This is a genomic window from Breznakiella homolactica (genome assembly GCF_016616095.2).
Taxonomy (GTDB): domain Bacteria; phylum Spirochaetota; class Spirochaetia; order Treponematales; family Breznakiellaceae; genus Breznakiella; species Breznakiella homolactica.
The window spans coordinates 2,306,216-2,325,910 of record NZ_CP067089.2; the positions used below are offsets into that span (position 1 = coordinate 2,306,216).

At 53.3% G+C, this 19,695-nt stretch carries 11 protein-coding genes and 1 pseudogene; 1 reads left to right on the top strand and 11 read right to left on the bottom strand.

The features are described 5' to 3' along the window. The 7 genes from JFL75_RS10455 to JFL75_RS10485 form a co-directional block, all read right to left on the bottom strand. Nucleotides 1-414, bottom strand: a complete 414-nt coding sequence (locus tag JFL75_RS10455) for a Fur family transcriptional regulator (RefSeq protein ID WP_215626626.1) — start codon at nucleotides 412-414, stop codon at nucleotides 1-3. Between the two features lie 14 nt (nucleotides 415-428). Next, nucleotides 429-1,271: a metal ABC transporter permease gene (locus tag JFL75_RS10460; RefSeq protein WP_215626627.1), complete on the bottom strand. Its 843-nt coding sequence runs from the start codon at nucleotides 1,269-1,271 to the stop codon at nucleotides 429-431. Beyond that, nucleotides 1,268-2,071: a metal ABC transporter ATP-binding protein gene (locus tag JFL75_RS10465; RefSeq protein ID WP_215626628.1), complete on the bottom strand. Its 804-nt coding sequence runs from the start codon at nucleotides 2,069-2,071 to the stop codon at nucleotides 1,268-1,270. The genes JFL75_RS10460 and JFL75_RS10465 overlap by 4 nt, the downstream gene beginning before the upstream one ends. Then, entirely contained in the window at nucleotides 2,068-2,982 is a 915-nt protein-coding gene (locus tag JFL75_RS10470) for a metal ABC transporter solute-binding protein, Zn/Mn family (protein ID WP_215626629.1), read from the bottom strand. The genes JFL75_RS10465 and JFL75_RS10470 overlap by 4 nt, the downstream gene beginning before the upstream one ends. A 96-nt stretch (nucleotides 2,983-3,078) precedes the next feature. Then, nucleotides 3,079-5,022 carry a M28 family peptidase gene (locus JFL75_RS10475; protein ID WP_215626630.1) on the bottom strand — a complete coding sequence of 648 codons (1,944 nt, stop codon included), beginning with the start codon at nucleotides 5,020-5,022 and terminating at the stop codon, nucleotides 3,079-3,081. Nucleotides 5,023-5,162: 140 nt separating this feature from the next. Next, complete coding sequence (locus tag JFL75_RS10480; protein ID WP_215626631.1) at nucleotides 5,163-6,092, bottom strand: SufB/SufD family protein; 930 nt, start codon at nucleotides 6,090-6,092, stop codon at nucleotides 5,163-5,165. Then, entirely contained in the window at nucleotides 6,089-6,820 is a 732-nt protein-coding gene (locus JFL75_RS10485; RefSeq protein ID WP_215626632.1) for an ABC transporter ATP-binding protein, read from the bottom strand. Before JFL75_RS10485 ends, JFL75_RS10480 begins: the two co-directional genes overlap by 4 nt. 289 nt (nucleotides 6,821-7,109) lie before the next feature. Between JFL75_RS10485 and JFL75_RS10490 the strand changes: the two genes are divergently transcribed. Continuing rightward, nucleotides 7,110-8,369 carry an ankyrin repeat domain-containing protein gene (locus tag JFL75_RS10490; protein ID WP_215626633.1) on the top strand — a complete coding sequence of 420 codons (1,260 nt, stop codon included), beginning with the start codon at nucleotides 7,110-7,112 and terminating at the stop codon, nucleotides 8,367-8,369. Between the two features lie 49 nt (nucleotides 8,370-8,418). Here the strand turns inward: JFL75_RS10490 and JFL75_RS10495 are convergent, their stop codons facing one another. From JFL75_RS10495 to rpoC, 4 genes and pseudogenes are all read right to left on the bottom strand, one after another. Next, nucleotides 8,419-9,780: a lysophospholipid acyltransferase family protein gene (locus tag JFL75_RS10495; protein WP_215626634.1), complete on the bottom strand. Its 1,362-nt coding sequence runs from the start codon at nucleotides 9,778-9,780 to the stop codon at nucleotides 8,419-8,421. Between the two features lie 84 nt (nucleotides 9,781-9,864). After that, nucleotides 9,865-13,689, bottom strand: coding sequence for a response regulator (locus JFL75_RS10500; protein ID WP_215626635.1), 3,825 nt, complete (start codon nucleotides 13,687-13,689; stop codon nucleotides 9,865-9,867). A gap of 110 nt (nucleotides 13,690-13,799) precedes the next feature. Next, nucleotides 13,800-15,191 (bottom strand): DUF3943 domain-containing protein, encoded by a 1,392-nt coding sequence (locus JFL75_RS10505; protein ID WP_215626636.1) that lies wholly within the window; start codon nucleotides 15,189-15,191, stop codon nucleotides 13,800-13,802. A gap of 216 nt (nucleotides 15,192-15,407) precedes the next feature. Then, nucleotides 15,408-19,680: pseudogene (gene rpoC / locus JFL75_RS10510) on the bottom strand (DNA-directed RNA polymerase subunit beta'). Nucleotides 19,681-19,695: the final 15 nt, after the last annotated feature.

The window sequence follows — 19,695 nt, forward strand, 5'->3', positions numbered from 1 at the left end:
TCAGCCGGCGGTATGGTCCGGACCGCCGGCGGCGTTTTTCCTGCACCCGGGGCAGATCCCGGTAAAATACAGAATATGGCTCCGGACTTCCGCCCCCTGCTCTTCTTCAAATTTTCTGATGAGACCGGTAATTGTGCAGGAACCCATATCGATAAAACAGTGGCATTGTTCGCAGTGGAACCAATGGGTATGGGACAGGGTATTTTTTAAAGAACAGAAATACCGTTCCGCGCCGTGTTCCTGGCAGTACAGAACAAAGGATTCCGCCTGTCCCGAGGATTCAAGGTAATGCAGGGACCGGTACACGGTGGCCTGGTCGCAGGAATTTTCCATGAGACCGTACACCCCCGCGGCGGAAAGCGGTTCGGAGGCGCGGTTAAGGATATCCAGAACCTGCCCCCTGGTTCGCGTCATAACGGCCTTTCCCATTACCGCCCCCGTACGACCTTGATTCCCGCGGCCGCCAGAAACACGATGCCCGCCAGAATAACCACCATGGCGCCTACGGGCGCGTCAAAAGCCCAGCCAAGAATAAGGCCTCCGGTGGAAAAAAACGCCGAAAAGATTGTGCTGATCAGCATCATTCCCCCAAGGCTTTTCGAAACATAGGCGGCGCTGCCCGCCGGAAGCGTGAGCATGGCTATGACCATGACAATTCCCACAAAGGTCTGGAGAAGGACTATGGCCACCGCCACAATACTGAGGAGAATCAGAAACAGCGCCGCGGCAGGGACATTTCTGACCCTGGCGAATTCCTCGTCAAAAGAAGAAGCCGCGATCTGCGGGTAGAAACGCCACGCCAGGAAAACGACAATGCAGTCGAGGACGGCCATGAGCAGAAGGTCCCGGTTTGAAATGAGAAGAATATTCCCGAACAAATAGCTCGAAGGATCCGTGTACCCCGGGGTCTTTGCCATGAACAGCACCCCCACGCTCATGCCGATGGCCCATATTGCATTGATCACCGTATCCTCCCGCTGCTTGGCTTTGAGGGACACGATGCCGATAATCATCGCCGAAAGAAGGGCAAAAACGATAGCGCCGGCCATGGGCGGGAATCCCGGGATAATATTGGTTGCCGAAAAAAACAGCGCCATTCCGATCCCGCCGAGAACCGCGTGGGATATGGCTCCGGCAAGGCTCGCGATACGGCGGACCGTAACCACGGAACCGAGTATTCCAAAGAGAACCGACGAAAGCAATCCCGCAAAAAACGCGTTCCGGATAAAAGGGAAAGCCGGATTGCTCAGGGCTTCAATAAATCCGCTCATTTACCGCCCTCCTCTTCATAGCAGCTGTTGCCGGGAATGCTGGAATTGTGGTTGATCCGGTAATTCCCCGGGGAATCAGCTTCCGCGCCGAGGCTCTCCGGATGGGTTTTATGCTGAACCACCCCGTAGGGATTGCCGGGATTCTCCCGGGAGCCGAGGCAGAGAACCCGGTCCGTAAGGGAGGAAACGAATGCCGTATCATGGGTCACGATAAGAATCGTGGTACTCCCCTTGAGCCGCCCCAGGGTTTTGAAAAGACGCTCCTCGCTCTCCTCATCCATATTGGCGGTGGGTTCATCCAGGAGAAGAAAATTCGGGCTCGCCGCCAGCGCCCGGGCGACGAGGACCCGCCGGCGCTGTCCGCCGGAAAGGGCTGTGTACGGCCTGGCGGCAAGATCCGTGATTTCGACCTGGGCAAGGGCTTCGTCCACGGCACGGCTGTCCTCGGCGGTGAACTTCCGCGACAGCGGCCGGAGGCGTCCCATTTTTACAACCTCCCGCACCGAAATAGGAAAGGCCTGATCGTATCCCGCCTGCTGGGGAACATACCCGATACGGTTCCGGGATGAACGGGGACTCGCCCCCAGAAGTTCAATCCTTCCGGCCTGGGGTTCTTCGAGGCCGAGAATCAGTTTGAGGATTGTCGTTTTGCCGGACCCGTTGGGTCCGACCAGGGCTACGAATTCACCCTGATGGATATGGAACCCAGCGTGTCTGAGAACCGCGACGGCGCCGTATGAAAAGGATACATCATCAAAGTACAGGGTAATATCCCGGTCAACCGGATGGAAGGGTTTCACGGGACTTCTCCGGTAAGGGCATCCTTGAGGGATTTCCCCATGAATCTGATATTGGCCAGCCAGTCCGGCGCGAGCGGGTCCAGGGGGATAACCCGGGCGCCGACGGAATCGGCCACGGTTTTAGCGCTCTGCAGGGGAAACTGGGCCTGCACGAATATGGCCGCGGCGTTTTCGGCCTGGGCCTTTTCTATAAGTTCCGCAAGTACCCTGGGGGTGGGTTCTTTTCCGCCGGTTTCAACGGCTTCCTGTTCAATACCGAATTCATCCAGAAAATACCCGAACGAAGGATGGTACACAAATACGGTCCGTCCCCGGAGCGGTTCCAGCTCCCTGCCGAGGCTGTCGAACTCCCGGTCAATGTCGGCGGCGAGGATAGTATAGTTTTGTTCGTACAGGGCCGCATGGTCCCCGTCTATGGAGATGAACAGGTCCCGTATATGGGCGGCCATGATCTTCGCCGGTTCCCTTCCAAGCCAGGTATGCCGGTCCAGCTCCATCCCATGAACCGGTCCGGAACCGGAAGGCTCGGAATGGCCGTGGCTGTCCAGCATTCTGAACTGAACCCCGTCGGTACCGTCAACGATTACAAGGTCCGGACAGAGTTCCTCGATTTTAGGCTTTAAAGAGATTTCAAAATCCGTATTGGAAAGCACCCATCCCCGGGCCTCCGCCAGAAGCGCCATCTGCCGCGGGGTCGGTTCATAGGAGTGGGGACTCTGTCCCGGGCCTACGAGAACCACCGTTTCCGCCAGGTCTCCGGCGATACGTTCTATAAAATACGACTGGGGGAGGATACTCACCGCTATAATGGGTTTTCCCGATTTCTGTTCCTGTCCGCCGTTTCCGTAAAGGGAACCGGCGATAATGACAGCAAAAACTGCAATACACCATAATCCTGAACTGCGTACCATTGGTTACTCCGGATATATTAAATGCGAATGATTTGCATTTAATATATCCGGATCCGTCTATTCTGGCAAGGGTTCGCCGCCGAAAAATTACGGCAGTCAGAATTCTGAGAGGCTTTTTTTGAGCAGGCGCAGTCCCCGGAGAAGTTCATCGATCTCACCGGCAATATCACCGCCGCTCTCAAGAGCATCGGCCAGGAAGGGGAACGCCGCTTCCCCGTATCCGCTTTTATCGTCCGCGGCGTACAGCAGGGACCGGTACCACGAAGAATGGGGGCCTTCCTTAAAGAAAAATTTCTCTATTCCCAGCAGTTTTGAATTGAGCCCTTGGCACTCCGCATCGGAGAAGCTTGACTTCCGCTGCAGTTTTTCGAGGAGCGCCCGTATTTCATTGATTTCCGTTTCAATACCGCCGTTTTTTCCGGGAAGGAGTTTTCCGGTTCCGGTTTCAATATAATCAAGCAGGTATCCGACGCTATAGGGAATTACCCTGCACCGGGACAGCGCCAGGGAAAGACTGAGGTAGTACATCGCCAGTTTGTTCCCCTCAGAAAAGGCCGGATCGCCGTATACTTTGTACCAGTCGAGGTTGTCGTATAATGAATGGTACACCGGAGCGGGGTTCGTCATGGACATCTGGCAGCTCGGGACACCGTGGCGGTAAATAAAACCCACATGGTCGGACCCGCCGCCGATGGTACGGTATTCGGTCTTGCTTTTCTGGGATTTCCACTGTTCGTAAAGCGAATTGTTTTCATCATAAGGAATTTTTTTGCCGACTTCCTCCATGATTCCGCGCATAAGGGGCATACCCTTTACGCCGATTACCGGGCCGGAGACAACACCGTCGGCGTTGATATACGCCAGGGTTCTGTCCTCTATCACTTCTTCACCGAACTCTTCAAGCCATTCGGTGGAACCCATGATTCCCGACTCCTCGCCGTCCCAGTGGCCGATTGAAATCGTCCGGTCAAAGCTGATCCCGGCCTTCTTCATATTTCCCAGGGTTTCCGCAACCAGCAGGAGCATGGCGGTACCGCTCAGGGGATCCACCGCTCCGAAGCCCCAGCCGTCAAAATGGGAGCCCATAAAAACCCGCTGTTCGGGATAAGTATCGCCCCGGATTGTTCCGACCACATCGGTAATCGTCGAGAGCTCGAGGTTCTGTTTTACCGAAAGACGCACCGTAAGACCGTAGTCGTCGCCGTAGCAGTATGTCAGGGGGAGCCCGCCCTGCCAGCCTTCCCCGGCCGCGGGCCGCCCTTTCAGGCGTTTAAATATCTCCGAAGCGGCCTCCCAGGAAACCGGCGCCACGGGAATTGAAGGCAGCTTTACATCCTCCACAGCCAGGCGTTCGACAGGTCTGCCGCTGGCCCGGGTATATGCCGGTTTGCCCGGGGTCAGAGGATCGCCGGGCTGGGAAAGATCGAGAATATTGCCCCGCTGTATGGCGCTGGGATGCATGCCGTGGTCAGGCGAGTCGGGCATGCCAAAGTAGTCCAGAGGGTCACTGTAGAAGATTACCCCCGCCGCTTCGCGGTCCTCGGCGTTTACCACGCATTTTCCCCGGAAAAGCTTTCCGTATCTGATGAGCACCAGCTTTCCCTGTACATCGATACCGAGTTCCGCCAGGTGATCAAAATCCTCGATCCGTCCGTAATTGGCGAAAACCACCGGCTTGGTTACATCCCCGGAGGCGGAGTACGAATTAAACCCCTTGAGGGCTTCCTTGAAATACGGGGCAGCGTCGCCCAAAGCGTCTTCCTTATCCTTCAGGGCAAGGAATTCGGGAGACACAATATGGATAAAGCTTTCCTCCTCCACAGGATTGGAAAGCAGCACATCATAGGAACATTCATCCACATCCATACCATAGGAGCGCATGGAATCCGCAAGGTACCGGACAACCGCGTTGTTGGCTTCCGTCGCCGCGTCATGGGGACGGGCGGCCATTTTTTCGAGATGCTCCCTGAATCGTCCATGGGGAGGCATAAACCGGGCAAGGTAATCGGCACCGAGAATTTCCGGATTCTGAATAAACATAACCGTACTCCTGGATATAGTATGAAGTGAATCCATTGTTCCGTTACGGAATCGCTTTATCATACCACCGGCGGCAGAGGGCAGCAACCCGCCGTATAAAAAAACAGCCCCTGGAGGGGCTGTGACGGCGGTTAATCCGGTTACTTTAAGAACCCTTCTACGATTTTTGCTTCCGCTTCTTCCTCGGACAAGCCCAGGGTCATGAGCTTAAGAATCTGCTCACCGGCGATTTTCCCGATGGCTGCTTCATGGATAAGTTCCGCGTCGGCATGGTTGGCGGTTATTTCCGGAATGGCCTGCACGCTGGCGCTGTCCATGATAATGGCGTCACATTCTGAATGCCCCATGGAAGGCGCGTTTCCGTTGATCCTGGACAGGAAAACCTGCTTTGATTTTCCCTTTGCCACCGAACGGGATACCACGTTTGTGGAAGCCCCCTCGCCGTTGAGCTCAACCCGGAACTCCGTCTCAGCGAACTGGGTCCCGCTGGTCATGAGTTTTTCCTTGATAACCAGGGTGGCGCCGTCCTTCAGCTCCGCTTCGGTGATCCGTTTGGTGGAATCGACCCCTTCAATCTGCACCGTGTCCATTTCCATATATGAACCGTCTTCCATAAAAACATTGGTAACCGGATTGAGGATCCGTTCCCCCGAACCTTCTCCGGCGCCGTAATGTTTTTCGATATACCGGACCCGGGAATTCTTTTCCAGGTGAAATGTATGGATCCCGTCGTGACGGGCACGGCTTGCTCCGGGGTTATGGATTCCGCATCCGGCTACAACCGTAACATCCGCCCCTTCCCCGATATAAAAATCATTGTACACAGTTTCCTCATGGCCGGTCTTGCTGAGGACCACCGGAATATGGACGTGATCGTGCCTGGTTCCCGGTTTGACCCGGATATCCATTCCGCTCTTATCGGTTTTAAAAATAATCTGGATGTCATCGGTACTGCTGGAACCGATACTTTTTCCGTCCACCCTGATGTTGTACGCACCCCGGGGCAGTTCAGAAATCCCGGCTATTTTTTCGAGTATATTCTTTTCTATAGTATTTAATGGATTATTCAAAACACCGTACCTCCGTTATGGAATGAACAGCCGCCGACGCCCTGCATAAGCCCCGGCAGTATTGTGTCCCGGCTGCCAAGATCCGTGATTTCTCCGCCCTTGAGAACAACAATGGTATCGGCGATCTCGAGGATACGTTCCTGGTGGGAGATAATAACCACCGCGCCCTTTGTCCTGTCCCGCATTTTTTCGAAAACCCGGATCAGGTTCTGGAAACTCCAGAGATCTATACCAGCTTCCGGTTCATCGAAGAGGGAAATTTTTACCCCCCGGGCAATAAGCATGGCGATTTCAACCCGTTTGAGCTCTCCCCCGGAGAGGCTCGCGTTGATTTCGCGGTTGATATAATCCTTGGCGCAGAGGCCCACCTCAGACAGGTAGACACAGGCTTCATCAATACTGAGGGGTTTTCCCACCGCGAGTTCAATCAGATCCTTTATGGCAAATCCTTTAAACCGTACCGGCTGCTGAAAGGCAAATCCGATCCCGGCTTTTGCCCGCTGGGTCACATCCCAGCCGGTGATATCTTCGCCGTTAAATATGATGCTGCCGCTGCCGGGATGTTCAATACCCATGATTATTTTCGCCAGGGTCGATTTTCCGCTTCCGTTCGGTCCGGTAATAACCAGAAAACGGTCGTCCCCGATGGTAAGGCTGATATTTTTGAGAATTTCCTTTGACCCCGTCTCCTGAGGAACGGAAAAGGAAATATTTTTAAGTTCAAGCATTCTCTCCCCCAAAAAAAAGACTTTTAACAGAACGGATGCCGCCCTGTCAAAAGTCTCGTTACTTTATTATAAGCCGCAGAGCCAGGCAATTCCGTACCAGTATGTTGACCGCTGCGTTACAACTACTCCCTTTCAACAGTAATAGGTTACTAACTTTCACGGGTATTCGTCAAGTATAATCGGTCGGTACAGCAGCATGGGGTTTTAATCCCGGAGCGGTATGATGGTTTATGGATTTTTTGTAATATATGCGGTATAAAATATTATAGAAACCCATTGGAGGAATGGAATGAAAAAAATAAACGGCGTTATTTTGGCGCTGGTGGTTGCGGTATCCGGAGTTCTGCCCGGATGCACCGCAAAGCAGGATTTCTTAGATACGGTTCAGAACGGAACTATCGATGAGATACAGGCTGCTATCAGCAAGGGAGCGGACGTAAATACCCAGGATGAAGATGGCTGGTCGGCGCTTATGTTTGCCGCCGGCTTCAATACCGATCCCAAGGTGATATCCCTGCTGCTCAATGAGGGAGCCAGGCTGAATGACCGGGATCAGGATGGATGGACTGCTCTCATGTTTGCCCTGGAATTCAACGAAAACCAGGAAGCCACAGAGGTACTGCTTCAGGCCGGCGCAAAGGTGAACGACAAGGAAATCGACGGTATGACACCGCTGATGATAGCGCTGCGGACGAATAAGGATCTCAGAGTTATCAATACCCTCATCTCCGCCGGCGCGGATGTCAACGCCAAGGATAAAGAAGACTGGTCCGTACTTATGCACGCGGCGGGAACGAATCCGGACCTGGCGGTGATTGAACGGCTGACCGCCGCCGGCGCGCGGATAAATGACCGGGATGAAGACGGCTGGACGGCTTTTATGCATGCCGCCGCGTTTAATGAAAACCCCGGGATGATTAAATTCTTCCTGGACCGCGGAGAGAATATCCATGACAGGGATAATAACGGAGCAACGGTGCTCATGAACGGAGTCGCCCATAACGAAAACACAGCGGTTATCCAGGCATTGCTTAACGCGGGAGCCCGGATCAATGACTACGACAATGAGGAATGGACTGTCCTGATGCACGCAGCGGGGTACAACGAAGCTGAAGCTATTACGGATTTGCTCCTTTCCAAAGGGGCGGAGATCAATAGCCGTGATGTAGACGGCTGGACCCCGCTGATGCACGCGTCGGCGTTTAACGAAAACCCCGCTGTTGCCGAACGGCTGCTGAAGGCGGGAGCCGATGTAAATGACCGGGATTACGACGGCTGGACCGTACTCATGATTGCCGCGGGCCACAATGAGGAGCCGGCAATAATCGGGGTGCTGCTGAACGCGGGAGCGGAACTTGAGGCTATGGATGAGGAAGGCTGGACCCCGCTGATGCACGCCGCGGCGTTTACCAGCAATCCTGAGATGCTTGAGGTACTCATTGCCGCCGGAGCGAATACCAAGGTACGGGACAGCGACGGCATAACCATAAAGCAATACGCCGAGGATAACGAGGATATTGCCAAATCAAAGGTTATCAAAAAATTGTAAACAAAAAAGCCGCCGTTAACGGCGGCTTTTCTTTTCCAGTATCATTTTTCTACCCCTCTTTTCGGACCGCTTCAATACACCGGTTAAATTCATCATGCAGATCCTTGAGAGCCGACTCAAAGGCTTCCTTGCGGTTTTTATGGTAAGCCGGAAGCTGCTCGGTAAGATTGATTGGGGTCCCCGCGTAGATCACGGCGGTTTTTGGGTGAATCTTAAGCCGGGTCGCATAGGCTCCGCCCATGGTCCGGTTGGCGAAATCCCAGAGATTCTGAATATATTCTACCAGTACGTGGAAGGACGTCTCCTCCGTGGGAACCGGAACCCTGAAATACCAGACAAAATCCACCAGTTCCATGTGCCGCCCGGCGTACCAGGCTTCACCCGCCCGGCGGTCGGCCAGGGCGCGCTCAACCTTGCTCATGTGGGCAAGGTCGTCTTTTCCGGGGAGGTAGATCCTGTCCCAGCAAATCTGCCGTATCCGGGACGCCCGGGCGATAAGGCTGCCTTCGCCCCGCTTAATACCGAGCATTTCCTCAGCCCGGGCAAGGGCCGCTTCCATAATCGAAACAATTCGTTCATTGTATGAAACATCAGGCTTCGGGGTTAAGGTGTATTGCTTTTCGTGAAGCACCACAAGCCGGTCCCTGGCAAGCTCAAGACGCTGGTACAGGCTGAGGGATTCATGGCCTTTAACTTTATTGCCCGTGCTGGTAACCCGTTCTATTTTTCTGATAAGCAATTTGAGGGCGAATTTTGCCCATGATCCGTATCGGAAATGAACAGACACCGGAAGGATTTCCATATCCGCGGAATTTCCCGCTTTTTCAAGGCGGACAGCGGTCTGGAATCCCATCCGGATCACCCCCTGCTCCAGCCGCTGGACCAGTTCGCTGTTGTAGCTTACCTGGCCTTCGGGGGCAATCGCCAGGGGATAGGGACCGTCCTCCAGGGCCTTGTGAATGCGGGCCAGGCCGACGAAATCGAGTTTTGCCTGGTGGATCGGCATTGCCCCCAGCCGGGGCATGATCCACCGGGCGATAAAACCGCCCCAGCGGGGAACTTCATATCCGTAGACGAATTTAACATGCGGTTTTATAGGAAATAAAACCTTGTCTCTCCGGGCAAGTTTCGCGAGCCGGTGTATTATAAACCACGCTATAAGCTGCGGCTCCCCGCCGTAGGGATGGCGGAAGGCCACAATATTCCTGCTCTTTCCGGAAAGAGCCCGGAGGAATGTGTCATACATGTTTTTATTTCCCCGGAGCTCCACCTTGCTGATGCCCAGGAAAAAATACAGGTACCCCCGGGCAAATAACCGGACTAAAAAAAGAACAAACCCGGAAATAACCGGTTCAATAAGTTTTATGTCAGGATACGCCTTTGTTATGGGCTTAAAAAACGGCTTATGCATGAGTACGGTATAATATCCTAAAAATTGGATTTATTACAATAGTTTTATTATATGGAAGAAACTTATAAAATTACATTTGTCACCTTATCGGTTCAGATGTTTTTTAAGTATTGAAAGAAGTTCCTCCAGATCCACCGGTTTTCCCACATGGCCGTTCATACCGGCAGCCAGACAGGCCTCAATATCCTCCCGGAAAACATTTGCGGTCATCGCTATAATCGGGATTGTTCCGGATTCCGGAAGATCCAATCCGCGGATCCGCCTGGTCGCTTCGTAGCCGTCCATTTCCGGCATATGGATATCCATGAGAATCAGGTCAAAATCACCAGGCCGGCCGGAAAAAACCGATACTGCCTGGGCTCCGTTTTCAGCAAATTCAACGGTGATTTCCGTGTCTTCCAGAAGGGAAACCACTATTTCCCGGTTTATCTCCACATCCTCGGCCAGGAGTATCCGTTTGCCCCTAAAAATACCGCGCCTGTCAGGGGCGGCCCCCCGGTCATCCCGGCGGGCCCTTTTTCCCCCTAAACACTGGGTAATACAATCCACGATCAGAGACGGAAACAGCGGCTTTGGAAGGAAAGCGTCGACCCCGGCATTCTGGGCTTCGTGTTCAATGGTGGTCCATTCCGTTGCGGAAATCATAATAACCACGGTATTGCTGCCGTACTGTTCCTTGATTCTGCGGGTAAGCTCTATACCATTCATGCCGGGCATGCGCCAGTCCACAAAAATTATATTGAAGGGCGGCTCCGGCGATTCATCCAGAAGGCGGCACGCTTCAGCGCCGCCGGCGGCCACAGCGCAGCTGAATCCGATGGAATCCGCGATATCAAGAAAATATTCCCGCACCTCCGGGGCATCATCCACCGCCAGAACCCTGAGACTGCTCCAGTCCGGCGCGGGGGGCTTTGCCTCATCGGAATCAGGATACCCTCTTTCCGCTTGCACGGAAAAAATGAAGCGCGACCCTTTACCCGGTTCAGATTCGACCCCTATGGAGCCATCCATCATTTCTACGATACTTTTTGAAATCGCCAGCCCCAGTCCGGTACCGCCGTATTTCCGGGCGATACTGCCGTCGGCCTGCTCAAAGGACTGGAAAAGCCGCTCCTGCTGATCCGGTGAAATTCCGATACCGGTATCGCTTACTTCAATCTGCAGGGTACACATACCGTCGGCTTCCGCTGTTTTTCCCACCGACAATGTTATGGTACCACCCTCGGGGGTAAATTTAACGGCATTCGAAATGAGGTTTGTGAGAACCTGGGCAAGGCGCTGTTCATCCGAGACTATATACTCAGGGACCTCGGGGTTAACCTTTACAATAAAATTCTGTTCCTTTTCGTCTATCCGGAAATTCATAACATTGGTAACCCGGACAAGCATTTTCTCAAAGTTAAACCGGGAATAATTGAGTTCAAATTTTCCGGCTTCAATTTTGGACATATCGAGGATATCGTTGATCACCCCAAGAAGATGGTTGGAAGCTTCATCGATCCGGCCGAGACAGTACGCCATTCTGTCCGGATCCTCCGATGATTTGGCAATACTGGTCATGCCGATTATGGCGTTCATGGGGGTCCGCATTTCATGGCTCATCCGCGACAGGAAGCGGCCCTTGGCCAGACTCGACTGTTCAGCCTGTTCCTTGGCGATGACCAGCTCCTTCTCAATCCGCCGGTTTTCCGTCACATCCACGGCAATTGCCCCGATACCGAATTCGTGGGTCCCGTCTCCCGTAAGAAATGTTGAAAACGAGAGCAGCCGCGGCAGGCCGTCTTTTCTGATTATGGGAATCTCAAACTCGCCGGTGCCGTTTTTAACGACCTTCGGAATGTATTCATCGCGGACCAGATCAAACGTAGGTTTATCAAAGATAATACCGATGCCGCCGTCCGTAAGTTCTTCCACGGAATAACCGGTGATTTTTGTCGCCCCGGGGTTTATGTACTCAAAACGGCCGTCCCGGCTGATATAGGAAATATACTGAGGAGAACTGTTCGCGATGGAAGACATGCGCAGCAGCCGTTTTTCGGTCTGGCTCCGGCTGATAACGGCTGAGATAACACTGGCGATTAAGATGATAAGCTGAACATCACTTTCATCCCAGTTTCTTTTTTCCCGGGTTTCATCAAAATACAGGACACCCCAGAAATCCCCGGAAACAAACACGGGAACGGCCAGAATGGACGATGTCTTCATCTGTGAAAAAACAATAAAATTATCGTTTTCCATTACATCCGACACAGCGATATGGGATGCGCCCTTGGTTATAAACTCATCATAGAGTCCTTCGCCGGGAATAAACGGTATGGCATTAACCATTATGGGATTTGAGTTATGAGCCCGGTTTATCCAGTCGTAATCAACATGGAGCGAATTCTGATCGGGGATGAACCGCGCGAGGATAGCCTTGTCCACATTCATGAACTCCCCTGCCATTTTCAGGGCGTTGGTAATGAGCACCGGCATATCCTCGGTGGAAATAAAATTCTGGGACAGAGCGGACATGAGTTCCTGCTGGCTGAGCCGCCGTTTTAGTTCCGCCGCGGCTTTAATATCGGTAATATCCGTCCGGTATTGGAGGTGTACGGTTTTCCCCTCTATCCAGTCGATCAGGCAGTCGGTGTTTTTATAATACCTGCCCGTTACGGAACTTTGGCCTTCCCAGGTAATAACGGAATCGGGATTGCTTTTGAGGCGATCCATGGGACAGAACGGACAGGGGCCGTCAAAATCCCTTTGAAGCACCTTCCAGCAGGTGTTGCCAATAACATCTTCCCGTAAACCGAAATGCTCCTTCATCCTGTCATTGACAAAAAGTATCTTTCCGGTATCCGGTTCGGTAACGTAGAGATAGGCATCCATGCCATTGAGAATGCTGAGAACCGTGTTGGCCGACAGGGAGGATTGGCGCAGCTCTTCAACCATATCATTTATCGAACGGCTTAACGCGTAGAATTCCCTGCTGTTAACCCGCCGGTCCAGAGCGATGCTGCCGCTGATGGTAAGTTTTTCCACATCCTCGGTCAGGCGTTCCAGGGGAGACAAAACAAAAATAACAATAACGCCGTAGAGGAGCAGCACAAAGACAACCACGGCAACCAGCAGCAGGCTGATGATACGGTTTATGGTAAACTGGTTATCCGTATACAGCGCCCAGGGGCCTTGCATTCTGAGGGTTGCCGGGGTACCGTCCAATCCGGCGAGGGGAATGGTTACGGACAGAACGGTCTGATTCATATGATCCAGGGCCGATTCGCTGCCGGAAGGTTTATCTTCGGGGATTACCGTAAAAGCCATGCTCTGGTAATGGGTGAGCCGGCTGAAAAACCCGCTGTCAAGAATTCTTCCGCAGAGGAAAGTCCCGGCCGGCTGGGAACTATCCCGGGGCGGGGAGATAGGTTCAGCCGCAACATAATAGGGAACATCGCCGTAAAATACCACTCCGCCGGCAGGCCGCCCGGAAATTCCGGAGAGAAAATCATAAAAATCAGCGGTAAGCAGTTCCGGGCGGGCGGAGCCGCCGTCCCAGGTTTCACTGTATACGGCCGTTCCCGCGGAATCCATGAAAACAGCAAAGGTAAGCCCGTATCTTTCGGCCATGGTCACAGACGGCCAGTTGTCCTGTATAAATCCGGGATTGTCCCCCGAAACAAAAGCCGCGGTTCCGGAACGGCCGGCGACGTCTTCTGCGGTAATAGTAATCTGGTTAAAGGCGTCGGCTATCTGCCCCTGGACAGCCCCCATCTGTTCCTGGAAATATTTATTTTCCGAACGGAGGAGCATTCCCGGTATAGCCCGCTGAAATACTGAAATAAAAAGTCCTGTAAATACCAGCAGGCTGATGCAGATAATCACAAGAACAATGGTCCGAAGGGACTGCAGCTTTTTTATATCCCGCACCGGATTCTCCTTTCGGTAAATTTACCCGAAGGCCTGGTTTATTATAGTTCCTCTTCGTTATTTTGCCCAGAATAAGCCGCGGGAAAACCGTACAGGGGTTTTCGCTCCCGTCAGACAGAATCCGCGGAATGGTTAAACTGGTATTTTACAAATATACGGGCGCTTTGGGTCACCTTAACGAGGTTAGGGACGTGTTTGTACCAGCCGTTTTTCCAGTGCAGCGTATAACCGGCTCCGATGGAAAAACCGTCCGTGACCGGATAGGAATATGAGACATCCGTATAAGAAAAGAGAACATGGCCGTTCGAGTTTTTGACTGTATTGGGGATAACCGCCATGTAATACCACAGGGAAGAAAAAAGCACTTCCCCCCAGACCGGGCTTTTGGCAGAAAGAAAGAGTTTTATGTTTGCCCCGGTCCCGTAGTTTCTGCGCTCCTCGTCTCCCGGTTCGACATCTTCATACTGGTAAAAATTTGCCGCCCCGATGCCTGTCCACCCGGCGTGGGCCTTGAGCTGGAAATCTCCGCTGCCGGGCAAAGCCCGGCGGTATTTGAAGGTCGCGTTAAGGGCGTTGGATGAATAATCACTGTTCGCGCTGGCAAAAAAATCAAAATTGAGGGTGAGCCCCAGGGCGGCTTTTCCACCGGAAGACATCCGCAGCGGACGGTAAAACAGATACCCGTCGGTTATGACGTGCATATCATACCAGACGAAACCGCCTCCCCCACCAATGGCCATATCAAACTGTTCAAACGGAATGTTGCTGCTTCCGGTATAGGGATCACCGTAGCTGATATCGTACCGGAGATTTACCGAAAGAATGTCCCATTTTTCCATCAAAGTATTCCCGGAGCCGCTGTACCGCCGGCCAATGGTGACCCCCGGCCCGGCGGAAAGAGAAGAAGCCATAATATTTCCGCCGCCGGGTTCCGGTTTGCGTCGGGTAACAAGGTTATTGAAGGAATGCATGGGGCTGAGGATAACCGCAAAGGGTGACCCCGCGGCATAGGCTTCGAGATACAGCCGGTGCAGGATCTCACCGACCGACGCGGCCCCGGGAACGGTAACCAGAAAATCATTGAGCGCGGGTCTGATACTTTCCCCGAAGAGTTCCCAGGTGGCGCTGCCGAGGGCGTCAAAGGCAATTGATTCGTAAAACGAAAATCCGTTCGCCCTGCCCGCCGCATGGTAGAAGGATCCTTGGTACGGATGGCCTATCTGATTGGTGATGAAAGTACTTTGATCCCAATCCCACCATCTAGTCAGGTTTTTCTTCCACGTTGCCGGGGATACCTCCGCGTATTCGGCCCCTGCGATAAAACGGTTGGCCGCCCACAGGACGGCATTGCTGAAAAGCGTCTCGCCGATGGCGGCAATATAGTTTTTCCCCTGATCTTCGTACGCTGATTCTTCCTCTTCCTGTGCCGAACACGGATACGGGGCCAATCCAAAAAGCAATATACACAATGGTACCAGGGCAAAAACAGTTCTTCTTTTCAAAAACAGAATCCTTTACTTTTATATGAGCGCTATGTGCCAGTTCAGAATTATCCGAAATTTTTCTAATTTATTCTATAGTAATTAAAAAATAACCATAATCCAGGCCGATAAAAACGCATTTTTGGCCCTTGGCCGGATTTTTATTGTATTAAAAAAACAAGCCCCCGTATCCGGGGGCCTGCTGCCATTTAGGTAATCAACACTGAAATGGAGAGATCATTCAACAACCGCTTCTTCCGGCTCTTCCGCTGAAAAATCTTCCGTTTCCTGTTCCACAGCCTTTTCGAGCTTCCGCTTTTCAAGGATTTCCTGCATATACACGTCGAGGTCCTGCTGGTTCTGGTCAAAGAGCTTGACCTGGCGGTACCGCTTCATGCCGGTGCCGGCGGGAATCGGATGACCAATGATGATATTTTCCTTCAATCCCCGGAGATAGTCGGTGGAACCGGCTATAGCCGCGTTGGTAAGTACCCGGGTGGTCTCCTGGAAGGACGCCGCAGAAAGGAAGGAGTCGATATTGAGGGATGCCTTGGTAATACCCTGGAACAGAGGCCGGGCGACCGCAGGCTGACCGCCTTCGGAAATAACCCGGTTGTTTTCCTCATGGAACCGGTATTTGTCCACCATTTGTCCGTAGATAAACTTGGTATCACCCACGGCTACGATTTCAACTTTCCGCATCATCTGGCGTACGATAACACCGATATGCTTGTCATTGATGGACACACCCTGAAGGCGGTATACCTGCTGGATTTCATCCATAAGGTAGCGCTGGAGGGTGCTTTCCCCAAGGATAAACAGAATATCATGGGGGTTAATCGAGCCGACGCACAATGCTTCCCCGGCTTCAACAGTATCGCCGTCCCGGATTAAAAGCCGTTTCGTCATGGGGATCAGATGTTTGTATTCCTTGCCGAAGGCATCATGGACAAATACAACCCGTTTACCCTTGATAATACCCTTGAAGGACACGATTCCGGAAACCTGGGCAAGAACCGCGGGGCTCTTAGGCTTCCTGGCTTCAAAGAGTTCGCTTACCCGGGGCAGACCGCTGGTGATATCCATGGCCTTGGCGGATTCCTTGAGGGTTTTTGCGATGGTACGGCCGGCGTTTATTTTTTCGCCTTCGTCAACCTGGATGTAAGCCCCTCCGGGAAGGAAGTATGAGGCGACTTCATTGCCGTCGTCATCCTCGATGAAGATCCTGGGCTGTTTGCTTTCAAGCTGGAATTCGGTGATGCGTTTTTCAATATTCCCGGTTTCCTCATCGATCTCTTCCTTCATGGTTGTACCCTGGATGATATCCTCATACCGTACAATACCGCTGGCTTCGGCGATGATTGGGTCGGAGAAGGGGTCGAAAGTGGCGAGGGCTTTTTCAGCTTCCACCACATCGCCTTTTTTAACCAGGAAATCGGAACCATTGCGGATTTCAATTTTCTGGTCCTGGCCGATAAGGTAGAGGATCTTATCCTTTACCAGGGCGTAGGCGATTTCAGGAGAAAGGATTTCCTCTCCCTTGCGGCGGATAATCGGCTCTCCCCGGATAATACGTTTGCCGTCTTCCACCAGGAGTTCATCCTTGCCTTCAAGCTTGTATTCCTTCATCACCTTGTTGACCACGGTGTAGCCGCGGCGGGTAAAGAGCCACCGTCCGTCGGAAAGCTCCACATGGGCTCCGGTAACTTCGCGGACATACACGGGGTACTTGAGGAAGGTACGGTTTTCTTCGCTGATCTTGGTCGCGGCGCCCCCGATATGGAAGGTACGCATGGTAAGCTGTGTACCGGGCTGTCCGATGGACTGGGCCGCGATAGTACCCACCGCTTCCCCGATCTCAACGGGACGGCCGGTAGCCAGATTGCGGCCGTAGCAGCGGCGGCAAACCCCGTGTTTCGCTTCGCAGGTGAGGACCGTCCTGATACGGACCGATTCGACCCCGGCCTGCTCAATGGCGGCGGCAATTTCCTCGGTAATCTCCTCATTCACGTCGATGATGAGCTCCCCGGTAATGGGATGCTTAACCCTCTCCAGGGTATACCGTCCGACGATGCGGTCGCTCAGGGGTTCAACAATATCCTCGCCATCTTTAATAGCGGAATAGGAAATACCGTTGATGGTGCCGCAGTCAACTTCGTTGACCACCACGTCCTGGGCAATGTCCACGAGGCGCCGGGTCAGATACCCGGCTTCCGCGGTTTTAAGAGCCGTATCGGCAAGTCCCTTGCGGGCGCCGTTGGTGGAGATAAAGAATTCGATAACCGAAAGGCCTTCTTTGAAGTTCGACCGGATGGGCAGCTCGATGATGTCCCCCGAGGGCTTCGCCATAAGGCCCCGCATCCCCGCCAGCTGGCGGATCTGGTTGCGGCTTCCCCGGGCGCCGGAGTTGGCCATCATGTATACCGAGTTGAATCCGCCCCGGTCGGCTTCCAGGGTTTTCATCATGATATTGGTGAGGTCTTCGTTGGTCTTTGACCAGACTTCAACGACCCGGTTGTACCGTTCTTCCTGGGTAATGTGTCCCTGGCGGTACTGCTTCTGGATGGATTCAACTTCCTTGTTGGCCTTGTTGATCATCTCGGTCTTTTCTTTGGGAACCACGATGTCATCCATACCGATGGTAGCGCCGAATACGGTGGCGTATTTATATCCCGTAGCCTTGATGGCGTCGAGCATTTTCACCGTGGTCCATGAGCCCTTATCATTCAGGATAACTTCAATAAGACCCCGGAGTTCCTTATCCTTGAGTTCATAGTTGAGGAAGGGAATCTCAGGCGGCAGCTCTTCGTTGAACACCAGCCGGCCGGCGCTCGTTTCGATGAGGCCGTCCTTGCCGATTTTCACTTCCCTGCCGTTTTTATCCCAGACCGGAGTCTTCGGAACTTTAACCGTGATCCGGGACTCCCACTCGAGGGATTTATTTTCCACCGCCATGAGGACTTCCTCTACCGAGGAATACCGGCGGCCTTCGCCCTTGGCTTCATTTTTGAACCGGGTGAGGAAGTTTATACCCAGGACCATATCCTGGGAGGGGAATACGATTGTTTTTCCGTTCGCCGGGTTGAGCAGGTTCCGGGCTGAAAGCATCAGGGTCCAGCATTCCATCTGCGCGCCTGGGTCAGGGGCACGTGGACCGCCATCTGGCCGTCAAAGTCGGCGTTAAAGGCGTGGCATACCAGAGGATGGAGCTTGATAGCTTTTCCTTCCACCAGCACCGGCTCAAAAGCCTGGATACCGAGACGGTGGAGCGTGGGCGCGCGGTTCAGCAGCACCGGATGTTCCTTGACCACTTCGTCGAGGATGGCGAAGACCTCGGGGTCTCCTGTTCCACCAGCATCTTGGCTTTCTTGATATTATAGACACGTCCTTGTCGACGAGTTTCTTCATTATAAAAGGCTTGAACAGTTCCAGAGCCATCTTGGTGGGGAGTCCGCACTGCCACATCTTGAGGTCCGGCCCGACGGTAATAACCGAACGGCCGGAATAGTCGACCCGCTTGCCGAGAAGGTTCTGGCGGAACCGGCCCTGTTTTCCCTTGAGCATGTCGGAAATGGATTTGAGGGGCCGGTTGGAGGCGCCCTTTACCCCGCTTTTCTTGGAGTTGTCGAAGAGGGCGTCCACCGCTTCCTGGAGCATGCGCTTCTCGTTGCGGATGATGATGTCCGGCGCGTTAAGGGCCTGGAGCCGCTTGAGACGGTTGTTCCGGTTGATCACCCGGCGGTACAGGTCGTTGAGGTCGGAAGTCGCGAACCGGCCGCCGTCGAGCTGGACCATGGGCCGGAGCTCCGGCGGGATCACCGGGATGACTTCCATGATCATCCATTCGGGTTTGTTGCTGGAGCTTCGGAAGTTCTCGACGATTTCGATGCGCTTGAGAAGCCGTTTGTCGCTCTTGGCCCTTTTCGATCATCTTGGCCCGGAGTTCCATGGCCATCTGGTCGAGGTTAAGGTTTTCCAGGAGGGTCCTGATTGCCTCGGCGCCCATGCCGGCGCTGAAACCGCCGCCGTAGCGTTCCTGGGCTTCGTAATATTCCTCCTCGGTGAGGAGCTGGTTCTTCTTGAGATCCGTGTCACCGGAATCGATGACCACGTATTTTTCGTAGTAGAGCACCGAACGGGAGCGGCCATAGGGAGATCCAGCAGGAGTCCCATGCGGCTGGGCACGGACGGTAATACCAGATATGGGAGACCGGCGCCGCCAGTTCAATATGGCCCATCCGTTCCCGGCGGACCTTAAAATGGGTTACCTCAACCGCAGCGGTCACAGATAACACCCCTTATAGCGGATTGACTTGAATTTTCCGCAGTAGCATTCCCATTCCTTGGTGGTTCCGAAAATGCGTTCGCAGAAGAGACCGTCCTTTTCCGGCCGCAGGGTCCGGTAGTTGATGGTCTCGGGTTTTTTAACTTCTCCGTAGGACCACGCCCGGATCATCTCCGGGGAGGCCAGACGGATCATAATGGAATCGAAATCCTGAATATCCCGCATATATTCTTTTACCTC